The sequence below is a fragment of the Paenarthrobacter nitroguajacolicus genome, from assembly GCF_007786235.1.
GTDB classification, from domain to species: domain Bacteria; phylum Actinomycetota; class Actinomycetes; order Actinomycetales; family Micrococcaceae; genus Arthrobacter; species Arthrobacter nitroguajacolicus_A.
In genome coordinates this window covers 109,629-126,070 of record NZ_VNFK01000006.1, presented here as the reverse complement: position 1 = coordinate 126,070, position 16,442 = coordinate 109,629, and the positions used below count along the sequence as shown (strand labels likewise).

Annotated in this window: 16 protein-coding genes; 8 read left to right on the top strand and 8 right to left on the bottom strand. The window is 63.7% G+C overall.

Annotated features, from left to right (window positions below; translation table 11 throughout):
- Nucleotides 1-99: 99 nt before the first annotated feature.
- Complete coding sequence (locus FQP90_RS09850; RefSeq protein ID WP_144649703.1) at nucleotides 100-1,575, top strand: APC family permease; 1,476 nt, start codon at nucleotides 100-102, stop codon at nucleotides 1,573-1,575.
- Between the two features lie 67 nt (nucleotides 1,576-1,642).
- Here FQP90_RS09850 and FQP90_RS09845 read toward each other — a convergent pair whose 3' ends face one another.
- Nucleotides 1,643-2,443: a MoaF C-terminal domain-containing protein gene (locus tag FQP90_RS09845; protein ID WP_144649701.1), complete on the bottom strand. Its 801-nt coding sequence runs from the start codon at nucleotides 2,441-2,443 to the stop codon at nucleotides 1,643-1,645.
- A gap of 122 nt (nucleotides 2,444-2,565) precedes the next feature.
- Nucleotides 2,566-3,312 carry an IclR family transcriptional regulator gene (locus FQP90_RS09840; protein ID WP_144650034.1) on the bottom strand — a complete coding sequence of 249 codons (747 nt, stop codon included), beginning with the start codon at nucleotides 3,310-3,312 and terminating at the stop codon, nucleotides 2,566-2,568.
- Nucleotides 3,313-3,441: 129 nt separating this feature from the next.
- Between FQP90_RS09840 and FQP90_RS09835 the strand changes: the two genes are divergently transcribed.
- Nucleotides 3,442-4,776, top strand: coding sequence for an MFS transporter (locus tag FQP90_RS09835; RefSeq protein WP_144649699.1), 1,335 nt, complete (start codon nucleotides 3,442-3,444; stop codon nucleotides 4,774-4,776).
- Between the two features lie 58 nt (nucleotides 4,777-4,834).
- Here the strand turns inward: FQP90_RS09835 and FQP90_RS09830 are convergent, their stop codons facing one another.
- Nucleotides 4,835-5,545 carry a phosphoribosyltransferase gene (locus FQP90_RS09830; protein WP_144649697.1) on the bottom strand — a complete coding sequence of 237 codons (711 nt, stop codon included), beginning with the start codon at nucleotides 5,543-5,545 and terminating at the stop codon, nucleotides 4,835-4,837.
- Nucleotides 5,546-5,616: 71 nt separating this feature from the next.
- On the opposite strand from FQP90_RS09830, the gene FQP90_RS09825 reads away from it, so the two are divergent.
- A complete protein-coding gene (locus tag FQP90_RS09825; protein WP_144649695.1) occupies nucleotides 5,617-6,030 on the top strand; it encodes a MarR family transcriptional regulator in 414 nt (137 codons plus the stop codon).
- A 48-nt stretch (nucleotides 6,031-6,078) separates the two neighbouring features.
- Here FQP90_RS09825 and FQP90_RS09820 read toward each other — a convergent pair whose 3' ends face one another.
- The 5 genes from FQP90_RS09820 to FQP90_RS09800 form a co-directional block, all read right to left on the bottom strand.
- On the bottom strand, nucleotides 6,079-6,909 hold the full coding sequence (locus tag FQP90_RS09820; RefSeq protein WP_144649693.1) for an alpha/beta fold hydrolase: 831 nt from the start codon (nucleotides 6,907-6,909) through the stop codon (nucleotides 6,079-6,081).
- Nucleotide 6,910: 1 nt separating this feature from the next.
- On the bottom strand, nucleotides 6,911-7,240 hold the full coding sequence (locus tag FQP90_RS09815) for a biotin/lipoyl-containing protein (RefSeq protein ID WP_144649691.1): 330 nt from the start codon (nucleotides 7,238-7,240) through the stop codon (nucleotides 6,911-6,913).
- The gene (locus FQP90_RS09810) at nucleotides 7,233-8,318 is read right to left on the bottom strand and encodes an alpha-ketoacid dehydrogenase subunit beta (protein WP_144649689.1); all 1,086 of its coding nucleotides are present in this window, start codon (nucleotides 8,316-8,318) and stop codon (nucleotides 7,233-7,235) included. The genes FQP90_RS09815 and FQP90_RS09810 overlap by 8 nt, the downstream gene beginning before the upstream one ends.
- Nucleotides 8,311-9,363, bottom strand: a complete 1,053-nt coding sequence (locus FQP90_RS09805) for a thiamine pyrophosphate-dependent enzyme (protein WP_144649687.1) — start codon at nucleotides 9,361-9,363, stop codon at nucleotides 8,311-8,313. The genes FQP90_RS09810 and FQP90_RS09805 overlap by 8 nt, the downstream gene beginning before the upstream one ends.
- Nucleotides 9,364-9,501: 138 nt before the next feature.
- Complete coding sequence (locus FQP90_RS09800; protein ID WP_144649685.1) at nucleotides 9,502-10,887, bottom strand: amino acid permease; 1,386 nt, start codon at nucleotides 10,885-10,887, stop codon at nucleotides 9,502-9,504.
- Nucleotides 10,888-11,061: 174 nt separating this feature from the next.
- Here FQP90_RS09800 and FQP90_RS09795 point away from each other — a divergent pair, with 174 nt between their 5' ends.
- The 5 genes from FQP90_RS09795 (at nucleotide 11,062) to nadC (ending at nucleotide 16,429) form a co-directional block, all read left to right on the top strand.
- Nucleotides 11,062-11,535, top strand: a complete 474-nt coding sequence (locus tag FQP90_RS09795; protein ID WP_141282652.1) for an Lrp/AsnC family transcriptional regulator — start codon at nucleotides 11,062-11,064, stop codon at nucleotides 11,533-11,535.
- Nucleotides 11,536-11,639: 104 nt separating this feature from the next.
- Nucleotides 11,640-12,359, top strand: coding sequence for an NUDIX hydrolase (locus FQP90_RS09790; protein WP_144649683.1), 720 nt, complete (start codon nucleotides 11,640-11,642; stop codon nucleotides 12,357-12,359).
- Complete coding sequence (nadA, locus tag FQP90_RS09785; RefSeq protein ID WP_144649681.1) at nucleotides 12,356-13,663, top strand: quinolinate synthase NadA; 1,308 nt, start codon at nucleotides 12,356-12,358, stop codon at nucleotides 13,661-13,663. Before FQP90_RS09790 ends, nadA begins: the two co-directional genes overlap by 4 nt.
- 56 nt (nucleotides 13,664-13,719) lie before the next feature.
- A complete protein-coding gene (locus FQP90_RS09780) occupies nucleotides 13,720-15,558 on the top strand; it encodes an L-aspartate oxidase (RefSeq protein ID WP_144649679.1) in 1,839 nt (612 codons plus the stop codon).
- Entirely contained in the window at nucleotides 15,551-16,429 is an 879-nt protein-coding gene (gene nadC / locus FQP90_RS09775; RefSeq protein WP_144649677.1) for a carboxylating nicotinate-nucleotide diphosphorylase, read from the top strand. Before FQP90_RS09780 ends, nadC begins: the two co-directional genes overlap by 8 nt.
- Nucleotides 16,430-16,442 lie beyond the last annotated feature (13 nt).

Genomic DNA, 16,442 nt, shown 5'->3' with positions numbered 1-16,442 from the left:
CGTGTGAGACAAGTCACGCGCGCTCCCTGCGGTGGAAGATTGCGGAATGACAGACACCGTGCCGTGCAATCTCCCGCGGCACCGAGGCAGGAGCACACTATGAGCGTGGATAACCCCGTCAAGGGCAGGACCGCCGGAGCGGTCGGCACCAAGAGGCGGCTTGGCGTACCGGCAGTGACCTTCATGATTATTGCGGCCTCGGCGCCGCTCACCGTCCTCGCAGGCGGAGTGACCACTACCTTCGCGGTCACCGGCGTGACGGGGGTTCCGTTGTCCTTCCTCATCCTGGGCGGAATCCTGGCGCTGTTCGCCGTGGGATATGCCGCGATGAGCCGCTACGTCACCAACGCCGGTGCCTTCTACGCCTACATCGCCCAAGGCATCTCAAGGCCCGCCGGGGTCGGAGCGTCGCTGATTGCCCTGATGGCCTACAACCTGATGCAAGTGGGCATTTATGGACTCTTCGGCTTCACGGTTTCATCGCTCCTGTCGGCCCGCCTGGGCGTCAGCGTTCCCTGGTGGATCCCGGTACTCGTCTGCATCGCCATCGTGGGGTGGCTGGGCGTGAACAGGGTGGATCTGTCCGCCAAAGTGCTCGGGGTCCTGGTGGCCCTCGAATTCCTGGTGGTCATTGTGTACGACGTCATCAGCCTCGCCGTGGCTCCTGAGGGAATCAGCGCTGTGACCTTCAGCCCCGAGAGCCTGTTTGTTCCCGGGATCGGAGCAGTCCTGTCCTTCGGCATTGCCGCGTTCATGGGCTTTGAATCCGCCGCCATCTACGGTGAGGAGTCCAAGGACCCCAAGCGCACTGTAGCGCGGGCTACGTTCGCAGCAGTGGGTATCATCGCCGTCTTCTACGCGGTATCGGCCTGGGCCATGACCATGGGGGCTGGCCCGTCCGCTGTCATCGAGACGGCCACCGCCAATGGTCCGGACATGATCTTCGCTTTCCTTGGCGCCAACGGAGGCGTGCTGTTGAGCGACATCGCCCAAATCCTCTTCGTCACCAGTCTCTTCGCCGCACTTGTGAGTTTTCACAACGCCGTGGCGCGCTACTTCTTCTCCCTCGGACGCGAACGCGTCCTGCCGTCGGCGCTCGCCAAGGTCCGGACGGACAGCGGGGCCCCGTTTGCCGGTTCACTGGCGCAGACGGTGATTGCCGTCGTCGTGACCCTGGCTTTTGCCATCGCGGGATCCGGTTCCGAACTTGGCGAACTTTACCCTGTGCTGACCATGTTCACCTGGCTGACCAACAGCGGTGCCATGGGCTTGGTGCTGCTGATGACCGTGGTGTCCTTGGCCGTGATCGGCTTCTTCCGCCGTCAGCAGCACGGAGCGGGTTTGTGGGTCAGGGTGATCGCCCCAGCCCTGGGATTTGTGCTCCTTGCCATCGTGTTTGTTCTTATAGTGGCCAACTTCAACGTCTTGCTGGGCCAGACAGAGTCCACCGCCGCTACGTTCGTCTTACCGATGCTGGTCCTGTTGCCCGGAGTGGTGGGTGTGGTGTGGGGCCTGCGTCTGCGGCGCTCGCAGCCGGCTCTTTACGCCCGGATTGGCCACGGGTCGGACGACTGAAACCGTACCCAGAGAGAAAACCCCGGCACGTTCCACGTGCCGGGGTTTTCTCCGTCCCACCTTCAGGTCAGGTGGCGGTGGCTGGATTCAGTTCCGGCGTGTGATGGGTGATGCTGATCAAGCGGCCGTGTGCGCCGAACGTGAAATGTACGGGTTCCGTGCCTTCCTCGTTCCAGCCGAAGAGGCTGCCGTGGGAGCGGATAGCGCGGGGATCACGGTGGTCGGCCACTGTGACCGAACCGCACGGGATGACTTTCTCCCGCCAGGTGAAGACGAAGATTCCGGGGCGGACCTGGAAAACGGTGTTGGAGTCGGTGTCTGCCAATCCGCGCTCCGGACCGGCGAGGCACTGCCAGGTGTACCAGGTGGGGCTGAGGTAGACGTGTTCGTAAGCGTGTGAGTTGCTGTACACCCATTCGACGCGCCGGCCGATGAGTGCTGTGCTTTCCGAGATGGCCTCGCCCGTTGCGGGGTAACCATCCAGTGTTCCGGGGCGGAAGTCGTGGTGCACGGCGACACTGGAGGCGGTGGCCCTGCCGAGCGCGGCGCCGATGTAGAGCGCCCGGCCCTGCGCAAGATCAAGGACCAGGGATACGGCGAGTTCCGGTTCCAGGACACTCTGCCATTGGCAGTAATACAGTTCCTCGGCTACAACGAAGGCCTCGTAGGCGGCTGTTCCTGCGTGGCCGGCTGCAGCCCATTGCACTTCTTCGTCGTCGAAGCTGAACGTCATGGGTCCGCCGTCACCGCGGACTGAAAATTGTTGTCCCGCAAGGTCCTGCACGGTTGGGGCCTTATTGGCGTCGAAGCCAGGGGCCAAGCCGTCAAGGGGCAGCCAGTTGGAGGTGTCAAGAAGATTCAGGCTCATGGATTCCTTCTCGTGCTCGAAAGAAGGACCGGACGGCGTGTCCGGTCCTTCTTCGAGTATTCGGTGCCCATGCTCCGGAGTCTTGTGCTGTGGGGCACATCACTTGACCTGGACGGAAAGGCTTAGGCCAGCTGGCTTTCGATGCGTGCAGCACTGGCGGCCAGTGCCTTGCCAACGGCGTCGGCGTCCTGGTCCAGACGGATATAGACGACGGCGATCGCGGCCGGCCGCCCGCCCGGAACCCTGATGGGGGAGGCGATGGAGGATAACCCGGCTATGACTTCGTCGTGGCTGGTGGCGTAGCCGAGGCGCCGGGCCTCGTGGGCTTCGGGGCGGTAGGGGTTGCCGGCACCCACTTGCTGCCAGCGCTCCTCCGTCATGGTTGATTGGATGGCGATTCCGGGAGCTCCGGTGCTCACGGGGTGCCGGCTTCCAGGGTGTTGGGCGAGTGCGGCGCCGGAGTGCCGGGGCTCCACGGTGACCAGCGTGACGCATTCCTGGTGATCCCATACCGCAACGAAGGCCGTCATGTGCAGCGTGTTGGCCAGCTGGGTGAGTTCCGGCAGCGCCGCGGTTTGCAGGTTGCGCGAGACGCCGCTGGCGAGGACTGAAAGGCCGGGGCCGGGCTGGACGCGGCCGGAGTCGTCGCGAACCAGCAGGGAGTGATCTTCCAAAGTGCGCAGGATGCGATAGGCAACGGAGCGGTGCACGCCGAGTGCCTCGGTGAGTTCGGCGATGCTGAGGGGGCGCTCGGCCGCGGCGAGGATCTCCAATGCCCGGATTCCCCGCGAAAGGGTTTGCGACGGCGGAGCTTGCGTTCCCGCTTCCTGCGGACCGTTGACGTCGCTGCTGGCTTTCATGCGAACCATCCTATGTTGGCCGATGATCGCAGGGGCTGTGCTTTGGGTCACAAGCTGTAGTATTCTTTCCTAACTGACCGTTCTGTCGGTTAATGCATCTCGCTCGCCGACCAGTCACTCTCACCCCATGGAGTTCCAATGACCGCAACTTCCACTGTCGACTCCCCGTCAGGACCCAGCAGCAAGCGCGAAGAGCGCCGGGTACTGGCCGGGACACTGGTGGGCACCACCATCGAGTGGTACGACTTCTTCATCTTTGCCCAGCTCACGGCCACGCTGTTGGCGCCGTTGTTCCTCTCGCCACTTGAGAAGTCGAACCCGGGAGTGGCGCAACTCCTGTCGTTCGCCACCATCGGCATCAGTTTCCTGTTCCGCCCGCTGGGCGCGTTCGTAGCCGGCCACCTCGGCGACAGGATGGGCAGGAAGGCCGTCCTGGTCATGACGCTCGTCATGATGGGGGCTGCCACCGCGTTGATCGGCCTCCTGCCCACCTATGCCACCATCGGCCTGTGGGCACCCGTCCTGCTGATCACCCTTCGTGTGGTCCAGGGCTTCTCTGCCGGCGGTGAATGGGGCGGTGCCGCGCTCATGGCTGTGGAGCATGCACCGATCAAGAAGCGCGGGCTCTTCGGGGCCTACCCGCAGATCGGTGTTCCCATCGGCATGATCCTGGCCACTGGGCTGCTGTTCCTCCTGCAGTCGGGCATGTCAAAGGAAGACTTTGCCGCTTGGGGTTGGCGCGTTCCGTTCCTGCTGTCCGTGGTCCTCATTGTGGTGGGATACCTGATCCGTCGCGCTGTTGGTGAGAGCCCGGTGTTCAAGGAAATCGCCCAGCGCAAAGCCGAGAGCAAGGCACCGCTCGGTGATCTCTTCCGCAAGAACAAGAAGGAAGTTGTCCTCGCTGCGCTGATCTTCATCGCCAACAACGCCGCCGGCTACCTGCTGATTGCCTTCTTCATCTCCTACGCCACACGAACATTGAAAATGCCCACTCCGCAGGTCCTGTTGGCCACCACCATTGCGTCCTTCGGCTGGCTCATCTTCACCATGGTGGGTGGCTGGTTGTCGGACAAGATCGGCCGCGTCAAGACGTTCCTGATCGGCTATGGCCTGGTCTTCGCCTGGATGATTCCCATGTTCATCCTGATCGATTCCAAGGACATCCTGCTCTACGGAACCGCACTGTTCGTGCTGACCATTGGGCTGGGTCTTTCCTATGGACCGATGTCCGCTATGTACGCCGAGATGTTCCCCGCCCAGGTCCGGTATTCCGGAATCTCCATCGGCTACGCCCTGGGTGCGATCCTCGGTGGAGCCTTCGCGCCACTGATCGCACAGGCACTCCTGGATTCCACCAAATGGTCCGGTTCGGTGGGCCTCTACATCATGGGTCTGTGCATCATCTCCGCAGTGGGCGTCATCCTTGCCAAGGAGACCAGGGGCCGGCCGCTGGGCTACAGCGTCCACCACTAGTCCACCTCGCGGAAGTCGTATACCGGGTGCGGTCCATAGGGGCCGCGCCCGGTATTCGTTAAGAGCCTGTGACCCGGGAAATGCGGCTACTGACGGCCGCTGACGCTGCAGCTTCCAATTGGCCTACGACGTCGGCATCGGAGAGTTGCTCGAATCGCTCGTAAAACGCGCCAACAGCGTGGAACTTTCCCGGCGTGTGGAGGGAAAATACGTGGTCGCACACCCTTGCCAGGGACGTCGATGCCTCCAACGATGCCACTGGGACTGCCGCCACCACGGTGCTGGCTCCTCCCGCCCGGACCGCTTCGACGGCGGCACGCATGGTGGCGCCGGTAGCGAGTCCGTCATCTGCCAGCACTACGGTTTTACCCCGCAGGTCATGGCCGGTTCCCGGGTACTGTTTTGCGCGGCGAAGCAGCTCGGACCGCTCGTGGGCTTCCACGGCATCCAGTGCTGATTGCAGAATTCCGTGGGCGAGAATGAGTTCCTTCAACGGCTTGTTGACGATGCGGAGGACCTCGCCCTGGGACCAAGCCAAAGCCCCAAAAGCGGTTTCGTCCCTGCCCGGGATGCCCAGCTTACGGACCAGGACGGCGCCGAACGGCAGGTACAGCTCGGAGGCTGCAGCCGCTGCCACCGGTACACCGCCACGGGCGAGGCCGAGGATGATGGTGTCCGGGCGCTCCCGCAACTGGGGGAGTCCTTCCGCCAAGCGTCGACCGGCTTCCGCGCGGTCCTTGAAACGCATGCCCATCTGCTCCACTTCCACGTTTTTCCTTGCACTTCCAAGCCTACCGTCCACACCTTGCCCGGTAACGCCTCCACTGAAAGCATGGCCTTGTGAACAAGCCCATCGGATATTGGATCAAGAGGCTCGACGCCGCGTTGGAGGTGCAACTGGACAGTACCTTGGCCAGGATCAAGCTCACGCGGCGCCAATGGCAGACCTTGGGCACCTTGTCGGAGGGCGCCTTGCTTCCGGACCAGCTGGAGACAGCCCTGCAGCCGCTGTGGGGTGGGGATGTACGGTTGCGTGAGCGGGAACTGGCCGCCTTGGTGGGCCGCGGCATGATCACCATGATCGACGACCGCCTCGCCCTGAGTGACCGAGGCCGGGAGAAGTACCATGAAGCCCAGCGCCTGGTGGACGATGCCCGCCACGACTTGTCCATGGGCATCGGCATCGATGAGTACGCCATGGCCCTGAGTGTCTTGGAAAGAATGTCCCTTAACGCCGAGCGGCTGGCCCGCTGATGAGGGGCCAGCCACTGCGGGACAAACTTCCCGGACCGGGAACAGGGACTACACGCCGAGGAACTCGACGGCCGCTTCCTTGAACGCCCGGCTTGTGATGACGTTGGTATGAGTGCGGCCCGGTACAACAAGGGTCTCCACCATGCCGCCATGCTTGCCCGCGATGGACGCAAGCTCCGGCATGGTCGCAGCCCTTTCGTCTTTCTCGCCGGCAACCAGCAAGAGGGGCATGTGCGGGGCCGCCTCTGCAGGATCGAAAGGCTCTCCCTTGATGGCCTCGATCAGCGACAACATGGCGAACAGGTTGTTGCTGGGCAGCATCTGCGCCATTTTCAACAGCCCTGACGTAGAGGCATCCTCGATGGGCGTGCCGTCTGCCAGATGCCGTTGCGCAGCCACAAGGTCGAACGCTGCCAGCGGATCTGCTGAGCTTGGGCCGCCCAGGACCATCCGGTGGACGAGATCGGGCTGGGTGGCGCCGAACTCCCACGCCAGCCGCGAGCCCAACGAGTAGCCGATGACGTCAAGTCCCGTGGAAGGGTCGCCGTCGCGGAGGGGCCGCGCCCCGGCGTCGGTGACAATCTGAAGGAGATCCGCGCGGATGCGGCTGGGCGTGTAGGAATCCAGGTCTTCGGGGGAGTGGCTCCGGCCATGCCCCGGCAGGTCCACGGTGATCACCAGGCGCCCGGCATCCTGCAGGGTGGTAACCCAACCGCTGTCCTGCCAGTTCAGTTTGCTGGAGGACGAGAAACCATGAATCAACAGGACAGGGCGGAGTCCGGCATCGGTGGCTGGCTCATGGACTTCAACAAACAGTCCAGGGTCGGTACCCTCCACGGTGTGCCTGTTCTGTTCCACGGTGTGCCTGCCGGTCATCATGTCAGTCCTCATCGAGTACGGCGCTCAGGCGGACCCGGCGCTTGGGTGCTTCGTCCTTGGGAACAGTGCCCACGATCCCGGCGGTATCGTCCGGAACCTCGAACACGATCAGCGGTTCGCCAACGTTGATGGTGTCACCGGGCGCCCCGTGAATACGCACCACTTTACCCGCCTGGGGGCTGGGCAATTCGAGGGCCGACTTGCTGGTTTCGAGCTCCACGATCGGTTGGTTGCGTTCCACCTGCTGGCCGGCCTCCACCAACCAGTCCAGCACTGTGGCCTCGATGAGGCCTTCACCGAGGTCGGGAAGCGGGAAGGAAATTTCAGCCACGGCGGTACTCCAGTACGCGTTGGATCCCAAAGAGGATGCGGTCGATGTTGGGGATGTATTCGTCCTCCAGGTCGCCGGAGGGGTAGGGGACGTCGAACCCGGTCACGCGTTCCACCGGTGCCTTCAGTGTTGCGAAACAGCTTTGCGTGATGAGCTGGGCCACTTCGGCGCCAAGGCCGGAGGTCAGCGGCGCTTCATGAACGACGACGGCGCGTCGCGTCTTCCCGACGGACCTCGCCAAAGCATCGGCATCAATGGGCTTGAGCCAGCGCAGGTCAAGGACTTCGATGTCGATGCCGTCCTCGGCCGCGAGCTCGGCCACCTGGAGGCATCGGGCCACCATGGCACCCCATGCCACCAGTGTGAGGTGGCGGCCTTCCCTGGCCACACGGGCGCCGGTGAGGCTGCCGCCGTGGGCCGTGCCGTCGTCGTGCGCTGCTGTGACAGGGATAGCGGCCGCGGAGGTGACATCCACCGGGCCCTTCTGCCAGTAGCGGGACTTCGGTTCCATGAAGATGACCGGGTCCGGCCGTGTGGCCGCGTACTTGAGCAGATGGTAGGCGTCGTGCGGGTTCGAAGGGGAGACCACCTTGAGGCCCGGTACGTGTGCGAACAACGCCTCGAGGCTTTCGCCGTGGTGCTCGGGTGCACGGATACCGCCGAAGCTGGGCACGCGCAGGGTGATGGGCATGGGCAACGTGCCGCGGCTGCGGTAGTTCATCCGGGCGATCTGGCAGACGATCTGGTTGATGGCCGGATAGGCGAAGCCATCGAACTGGACCTCGGGGATGGGGTGGAAGCCGGCCATGGCCAGGCCCACGGACATGCCCAGGATGCCGGATTCGGCCAGCGGGGTGTCGAACACGCGGTCCTCGCCGTGTTTGGCTTGGAGGCCGTCGGTGATCCGGAAGACGCCGCCCAAGCGGCCGCAGTCCTCACCGAAGATGACGGCCTTGGGGTTGTCAGCCAGGATCTCGTCGAGTGCCCGATTGAGGGCCTGTTGCATGGACATCTGCTGTACGGCCGCCGCGCCTGCGTTGCTGTCAGCGCTGCGCGGATCGGTGATGGTCTCAGACATGTTCGGACTCCTCGCGCCACGCGGTGGCCTGTGATTGAAGGGCGGGCGTTGGTTCCTGGAAGACCAGGCTGAACATTTCGGCGCCGGGGCGGGGGCCCAGTTCCTCGATGCCTGTACGGATGGCTTCCTCTTCCTCTTCGGCCTTCCGCTGTGCTTCGGCGAAGAAGGCTTCGTCCGCGATCCCTTCGGCGAGCAACCGCTGCTTGAACCGTTCCAGGGGATCCTGGCCGGCGTCCAACCTTTCCTCCTCCAGCGTGCGGTAGCGGCCGGGATCGTCAGCGGTGGAATGCGGGCCCCGGCGGTAGGTCATTGCTTCGATGACCACGGGACCGTTGCCGGCGCGGCAATGGGCGAACGCTGAGCGGGTGGCTTCGTGTACAGCCACCACATCGTTGCCATCCACTTGGAGGGACGGGATGCCGTATCCGGCAGCTCGGGCCGCCACGGAACCGCCGGCCACTTGGCGATCGGTGGGAACGGAGATGGCCCAGCCGTTGTTTTGAATGAAGAAGACCACCGGTGCCTTCATGACGGCGGCGAAGTTCATGGCTTCATGGACATCGCCCTGTGAGGAAGCACCGTCGCCGAAGTACGTGATGGCTACACCGTGGTGGCCGGAAGCCTTGCCGGAGAGCGTCTGTCCGTGGGCCCAGCCAACGGCGTGCAGGACTGAACCCGCCACAACGGCCTGGATGGGCGCGAAGCGCGACTCCAACGGGTTGTACATGCCGCCATGCCAGGTCGCCTTGTGGGTGGACATGTAGCCCACCATGTCCAGCCCCATGGCCCGGGCTACGCCCATCTCCCGGTACGTGGGGAAAACGAAGTCGCGGCTCCGGTCGACGGCGTACCCGCTGCCTACCTGGGCTGCCTCCTGGCCAAGCTCTGGAGCATAGCCGGGAATGATGCCTTGGCGCTGCCAGGCGACGGCCGCTGTGTCCAGGTGGCGGACGGCTGCCATCAGCGTGTACAGCTCACGGAGTTGATGGTGTGTGAGCGGGGCCGCGTCGTCATCGACGGCGGCCAGCACTGGTTCGGTAGTCATGGCTGTGACCCTAGTCACCCATTCCAGGCATGCGCAATAAGCGTAGTTTGAAGGAAACACTTTGTACAACTTGGCTAACAGAAGAAGCCCTGCACAGTACAAACTGTGCAGGGCTTCTGTGTTGAGCTAAGCAGGTGGTTACTTGACGTCCAGGGTCTGCTTTCCAGCCTTCGCCCTGGCATTGAGGAAGCAGCCAGCGGCGATGACGAGGATGAGCAGGAATGTTCCGATCAGCTGCCCGGCGCTCTCCGGGTTGGCGAAGCCCACCACGAAGATGGTGCCCAGCAGGACCAAACCCACGATGGTGAGGTAGGGGAAACCCTTCATGCGCAGGGGAAGCTCGGTTCCCTCGCGGTCCGCCCTGCGGCGCAGGATGAACTGCGACACCAAGGCGGTGCCCCAGACCACCAAGCAGGTGGAGCCCACCAAGTTCAGGAGGGCGGGCAGGATCTTCTCCGGGAACAGCAGTTCCAGCACGGTGGCGATGAAGCCGAATGCGACGGAGATTCCGACGGCGGCGACCGGCACCTTGGCGCCGCTCAGCTTGGACAGGAGGCGGGGAGCCTCGCCGCGCTCGGACAGGGAGAAGATCATCCGGGACGCGCCATAGAGGTTGGCGTTCAATGCCGAGAGCAATGCCACTACGGCCACCAGTGTGATGGCTGTTGCGGCGCCGGGGATTCCTGCGATGTCCAGGACTCCGGCGAACGGGGACTTCAGTCCTTCGGAGCCGACCGGAAGCACGGCTGCGATAACGAAGACCGAGCCGATGTAGAAGACCAGGATTCGCCAGACAACCGTGCGGATGGCCTTGCCCACGCTGTGCGAGGGGTTCTCGGTTTCGGCCGCTGCCACGCTGACGATCTCAGTGCCGCCGAATGCGAAGATCACCACGAACAGGGCGGCAGCCATGCCGCCGATGCCGTTGGGAGCGAAGTCGCCGAAAGCGGAGAATCCGGGCGACGGGACATTCGGCAGCCAGCCGAAGAGCAGCGCTGCGCCGATGAGCAGGAAGATGACGATTGCTGCCACCTTAAGGATGGCGAACCAGAATTCAAACTCACCGAAGTTGCGGACGCCCACCAGGTTGATGGCGGTGAAGGCCACCATGAAGACGAGCGCCAGGACCCATACAGGAATGACCGGCCAAATGGAGAACAGGAGGCCTGCCGCTCCCAGGGCCTCGGCCGCGATGACCACCACCAGTTGCAACCACCAGAGCCAGCCGATGGTTCCGCCAGCGGTCTTGCCCATGGCCTTCTCGGCGTACACGGAGAATGCGCCGCTGTTGGGGTTGGCAGCAGCCATTTCGCCCAAGGCCCACATGACCAGGATGATCAGTGTCCCGGCGATGAGGTACGAAATCAGGACTGCCGGACCGGCGGCCTGCACTCCCGCGCCCGAGCCGAGGAAGAGGCCGGCGCCGATCGCGCTGCCGAGCCCCATCATGGTCAGCTGGCGCGGTTTCAGTGAGTGGCCTAGGCCGGACGTTGGTGCAGGAGCCGCGATGGACTTCGTTGTCATACGTGTCTACCTTCTATGGATTACATGCTGGTTTGGCGTGCCGGCCTCATGGGCTGGGCAAGCGGGCGTCGACGACGCAGCAAGAGCCGTGGAATAATTCTCGCAGTTTGTAAGATACATCACTTTTTGCTTTAGCGATGTGATGGGTACGGATCCCCGGGGACAGGAACTTTGATGCTGGTCGATGCGCTTGATGCAAAAATTGTACGTTTCTTCACTGATTCGCCGCGATCCTCAGTGTTGGAGGCTTCCCGCGTTCTGAGGGTGGCCCGGGCCACTGTGCAATCCCGAATCGACCGGATGATCGAAAACGGGGTCATCGGTTCCTGGGTCCCGCAGCCCGATCCTGCCAACTTCGGCTTCCCGGTAGTGGCGTTCTGTTCTGTCACCATCACCCAGGAAATCGGACACGACGCCATCATCGAAAGCTTGAGTGCCATTCCCGAGATCATCGAGGTCCACACGGTCACGGGAAACTCCGACCTCATGGTGCGGATCGCGGCACGATCCAACCCGGACATGCAGCGTGTGCTGGATGCCATGATCGCCACCAAGTCGGTGGTCCGTTGTTCTTCTGTGATTGTCCTCAACAGCCACATTCAGGGCCGCACCTTGCCCCTGATGGAAGCGGCAGCGAAGTCAGTGTGACGTAAGGCATTTTGCCAAGCGTCCGCAGAGTCGTACCATTAGTTCTAGTCAGTCTGACTTTAACTATTTCACCCGGTACCTGGACCGGACGGCGACGAAGCGAGGTGAACGCCGTGAACACCAACTCGGCAAATGTCGCCGAGCGGCGGCTCGCACCGCCGTCGTTGGCTATTTCCACAGTGATTTTCGCCCTCCGTCCCAGCGAAAAGTCCGGCCGCCCCACGCTCTGGCTGCCGCTGGTCCGCAGGATCCGGGAGCCGTACAAGGACCTGTGGGCGCTCCCAGGTGGCCCTTTGGCCCATGACGAATCGCTGCAGGACGCGGCCTCGCGAAACCTCCGCGAGACCACGGGACTCACGCCGCACTACCTTGAACAGCTCTACGCCTTCGGCGGCCTCCACCGCTCACCCACCCAGCGCGTGGTCTCGATCGTTTACTGGGCCCTGGTGCAACCCACCGAGGCGGCCCTCGCAGACGAATCCGAGAATGTGCGATGGTTCCGCGCGGACAGGCTGGGCGAACTCGCTTTCGACCACAACGCAATCGTGGACTACGCACTGTGGCGGCTGCGCAACAAGATGGCCTACGGGTCCATCGCCTACCACCTGCTGGGGGAGTTCTTCACCCTCGCCCAGGTCCGCGAAGTCTACGAAGCCGTGTTGGACCGCCAGCTCGATCCCGCGAACTTCCGCCGACACGTCAAGGCCACACCGGAAATCGAAGAAACCGGTGAATACCTCCAAGGCGGAAAACACCGCCCACCACGCCTCTACCGCTTCACCGGCACGCCCGGCCTCGGGCCAGATAACAGGAGTACACCATGAGCAGCGTCAACACTGCCGTCCAGCTGATCACTCGCGAAGAAGCCGAGAAAGGCCTCTCCCTCGCAGGGTCCACGTGCAGCCCGGCCTTGGCCAGGGGCCCATGGGAATACGACCTTGCCGAAGCCCTCGCCGGCGAGCCCGCTTATGGCCCCGGTGCCTCGAGCAGCGACGTCGCGCCCCCCGCAACGCCGCGTCAAGGCCAGCTGCCGGAAGAGTACAAAAAAGCCAGCGACGCCGAACTTGACGCCCGCATCAAGGCCGCCAAAGCAACGCTCGGGGACCGCGCCGTCATCTTGGGCCACTTCTACCAGCGTGACGAAGTCATCCAGTACGCAGACTTCGTGGGCGACTCCTTCCAGCTTGCCAACGCGGCACTGACCAAGCCCGACGCAGAAGCAATCATCTTCTGCGGCGTGCACTTCATGGCAGAAACGGCGGATATCCTCTCCACCGCAGAGCAGGCCGTCATCCTGCCAAACCTTGCAGCGGGCTGCTCCATGGCGGATATGGCGGACGAAGACTCCGTGGAAGAATGCTGGGAGCAACTGGAGGAAATTTTCGGTACCGAGATGGACGAGCACGGACGCGTCCCCATCATTCCGGTGACCTACATGAACTCCTCCGCCGCTCTCAAAGCATTCTGTGGCCGCAACGGAGGCATCGTCTGCACCTCGTCCAACGCCAAAGTGGTCTTGGAATGGGCTTTCGAACGCGGGCAGCGGGTCCTGTTCTTCCCGGATCAGCACCTGGGCCGCAACACCGCCAAGGCACTGGGCGTCCCGCTGGAGCAGATGCCCATGTGGAATCCGCGCAAGGAACTGGGCGGCAATGACGAACATGTGTTGCTCGACTCCCGGGTAATCCTTTGGCACGGTTTCTGCTCGGTCCACAAGCGCTTCAACGTGGGCCAGATCGAGAAAGCCCGCCAGGACTTCCCGGGCGTCAACGTGATCGTCCACCCCGAATGCCCCATGGAGGTAGTGGACGCAGCGGACTCCGCCGGTTCCACGGACTTCATCAAGAAGGCAATCGCGGCCGCCACCGAACCCACCACGTTCGCCATCGGTACAGAGATCAACATGGTGAACCGCCTGGCTGCGGAATACCCGCAACACACCATCTTCTGCCTGGACCCCGTCATCTGCCCGTGCTCCACCATGTACCGCATCCACCCCGGCTACCTTGCCTGGGTCCTGGAGGAGCTCGTGGAAGGACGGGTCGTCAACCGCATCACCGTGGACGAATCCGTACAGGACAACGCCAAGATTGCGCTGGAGCGCATGCTGGCGGCCAAACCCGCCTAACCACCAGGCACACTCCACCGGGCATACTCCACCGGACCAGTCGAAGAGAGCGTCACATGACAACGGGAAGCCAAACCGGCCGCCTTCAGCCCCAGCGGCTGGTCGTCGTCGGAAGCGGTATTGCGGGACTGTACTCGGCACTGCTCGCCGCCGAAGCGGGAGCGGACGTCGTGCTGCTGACCAAAGGCGCGCTCGCGGACAGCAACACGTACTACGCCCAGGGCGGGATCTCCGCTGTGTTGGACGAGCCAGCCCCTGGTGACACGGTGGCTGCGCACATTGCGGACACTCTCAAAGCCGGAGCGGGACACTGCAACGAAGAAGCCGTGCGGGTGTTGTGCACCGAAGCGCGGCTGGATATCGCCGGATTGGGACGGTTTGGTGTCCGGTTTGACCTGGACGACGCCGGCGATCCCGCGTTGGGTCTTGAAGCCGCCCACTCAGCTCCGCGTATCCTGCACGCAGGCGGGGACGCCACCGGCGCCGGCGTGGCGGCCGCGCTCATCAGGACCGTCCTGGACTTCCAGGCCGAAGGCAGGATCCAAGTCATCGGCCACGCCCAAGTGACATCGCTCTCGCTGGGTGGAGAACAGGGTGGTCGTGTCGTGGGAGCGAATTTCCTCCACGACGGCCGCCACCTTGGGGTCCACGGTGACGCCGTGCTCCTCGCCACAGGGGGAGCCGGGCAGCTGTTCGCCCAAACCACCAACCCCGCAGTGGCAACAGCGGATGGCCTGGCGCTGGCATGGCGTGTCGGCGCGGCCGTGGCAGACCTTGAATTCTTCCAATTCCACCCAACGTGCATGGTGCTCCCGGCTGAGGCGCGGGAAGCAGAAGGCAACAACGACCCCCTGCTGATCTCCGAAGCGGTGCGGGGCGAAGGTGCCATCCTCCTGGACGCCAACGGGCACCGCTTCATGCCCGCATACCACCCTGACGCCGAACTCGCCCCCCGCGACGTCGTATCCCGCAGCATCGCCCTGCATCTCACAAAGCTCGGCGACCCCAATGGCCACGTGTTCCTGGACGCTACCGTGATTGAGGAAAGTCGAGGAAAAGGTTTCCTCGCCAAGCGCTTCCCCACCCTCAGCAAACGCACACGCCAAGCCGGAGTCGACTGGACCAGGGAACCCGTTCCCGTGGCACCCGCGGCCCACTACTGGATGGGTGGCGTGGTGACCGATCTCTACGGACGGACGTCTGTGCCTGGGTTGCTCGCTGCCGGTGAGGTGGCCTGTACCGGAGTCCAAGGAGCCAACCGGCTGGCCAGCAACTCCCTTCTCGAAGGCTTGGTGTTCGGAAGGCGGGCTGTCGAAGTGTTCCTGAGGAGCAGTTCCACAGGTCCCTTGGCGCCTGCGCTCGCGCCTCGTACCGTCGATTGTCTCGCAAGCTCGGCGGCCGGTTCGGGCGCTCGCGCGACAACGGCGCTGTCGGAACCTCTGGAACTGCCGGCTGGTGACTTCATCCCGATGCCGTGGGAAAAGGAGATGCCCAATGCTCCTGTTTCTTGGGAGTTTGAGTCTTTGCCGGGGCCCGGTGCTCGTGAGGCATCGTTTGCGCGGGTAGGCGTCTTTTCGCGGGGGGCTTTGCGGCGGTTGATGACTGCGAAGGCCGGGGTCCTGCGTACTGGCAGTCTGCTGCGGGAGGCCGGGACCGGCTTGGCTGCCTGGGCGGAGAACGTTCTGCCACAGAATGTCCCTGACTCCCTCAACGTGCGGGAGCATGAGGATTCCAACCTTCTGCTGGCGGCCCAGTTGCTCGTCCATGCGGCGCGGGAACGGCGGGAGTCTTTGGGGGCGCATTACCGCAGCGACAGCCTGAGCCAACCTGCCGCCGTCGACGATTTTGATAAGCGTTACACCATGAGCCGGAAAGCGAGCCTCGTCCATGACTAACCTGACCCTCCCCGCAGCCCCAGTCCGGGACATCCTGGAGCGGGCATTCGCGGAGGACGCACCCAGTGGGGACATCACCTCGCAGTTGCTGATCCCCGCTGACGCCCAGGCCACCGCCGTGCTCAACGCGCGTGTCCCTGGAGTGTTCAGCGGCGGCACCGTGTTCCGAGACGCCATGAGGATTGTGGACCCGGACACTGAGGTGGAGCTGATGCTCGCCGACGGACAAGCGTTCGACGCCGGAACGCACCTGGCCCGTGTCAGCGGCAGCGCCCGCTCGGTGCTGTTGGCTGAACGCGTGGGGCTCAACCTCGTGCAGCGCATGAGTGCCATCGCCACCAAGACCGCAGAATTTGTCAGGCTGGTGGAAGGAACGCGCGCCCGGATCACGGACACCCGCAAGACCACGCCCGGGCTCCGTGTCCTGGAACGCTACGCCGTGCGCTGCGGCGGGGGAGCCAACCACCGCTACAGCCTCTCCGACGCCGTGCTGGCCAAGGACAACCACCTGGCCGTCATGACCGGAGGAGACGCCAGCAAGTTGACCGAGCTGCTGATTGCAGCAAAAGCCCAGCTGGGCCACACCACGCATTTCGAGGTGGAGGTGGACAGCGCCGAGCAGATCGAGCCAGTGTTGGCTGCGGGCGTGGACACCATCATGCTGGACAACTTCTCCATCGAAGAGCTCCGGGCCGGCGTCAAGCAAGTCGACGGTCGTGCCATCGTCGAAGCCAGCGGCAACGTGAACATCAACACCGTCACGGACATTGCCGCAGCGGGCGTGGATGTCATTTCCATCGGCGGGCTCACGCACAGTGTCGCGGCCTTGGATCTAGGCCTCGACATCGAACTCACGTCGACGCGGAAGTGAAGCTGCGCACGCC

What these genes read in the sequence shown, in the direction of transcription:
- FQP90_RS09850 (WP_144649703.1), top strand. Translation starts at nt 100, where the DNA reads ATGAGCGTGGATAACCCCGTCAAGGGCAGGACCGCCGGAGCGGTCGGC.
- FQP90_RS09845 (WP_144649701.1), bottom strand. Translation starts at nt 2,443, where the DNA reads ATGAGCCTGAATCTTCTTGACACCTCCAACTGGCTGCCCCTTGACGGC.
- FQP90_RS09840 (WP_144650034.1), bottom strand. Translation starts at nt 3,312, where the DNA reads ATGGTTCGCATGAAAGCCAGCAGCGACGTCAACGGTCCGCAGGAAGCG.
- FQP90_RS09835 (WP_144649699.1), top strand. Translation starts at nt 3,442, where the DNA reads ATGACCGCAACTTCCACTGTCGACTCCCCGTCAGGACCCAGCAGCAAG.
- FQP90_RS09820 (WP_144649693.1), bottom strand. Translation starts at nt 6,909, where the DNA reads ATGATGACCGGCAGGCACACCGTGGAACAGAACAGGCACACCGTGGAG.
- FQP90_RS09810 (WP_144649689.1), bottom strand. Translation starts at nt 8,318, where the DNA reads ATGTCTGAGACCATCACCGATCCGCGCAGCGCTGACAGCAACGCAGGC.
- FQP90_RS09805 (WP_144649687.1), bottom strand. Translation starts at nt 9,363, where the DNA reads ATGACTACCGAACCAGTGCTGGCCGCCGTCGATGACGACGCGGCCCCG.
- FQP90_RS09800 (WP_144649685.1), bottom strand. Translation starts at nt 10,887, where the DNA reads ATGACAACGAAGTCCATCGCGGCTCCTGCACCAACGTCCGGCCTAGGC.
- FQP90_RS09795 (WP_141282652.1), top strand. Translation starts at nt 11,062, where the DNA reads ATGCTGGTCGATGCGCTTGATGCAAAAATTGTACGTTTCTTCACTGAT.
- nadA (WP_144649681.1), top strand. Translation starts at nt 12,356, where the DNA reads ATGAGCAGCGTCAACACTGCCGTCCAGCTGATCACTCGCGAAGAAGCC.
- FQP90_RS09780 (WP_144649679.1), top strand. Translation starts at nt 13,720, where the DNA reads ATGACAACGGGAAGCCAAACCGGCCGCCTTCAGCCCCAGCGGCTGGTC.
- nadC (WP_144649677.1), top strand. Translation starts at nt 15,551, where the DNA reads ATGACTAACCTGACCCTCCCCGCAGCCCCAGTCCGGGACATCCTGGAG.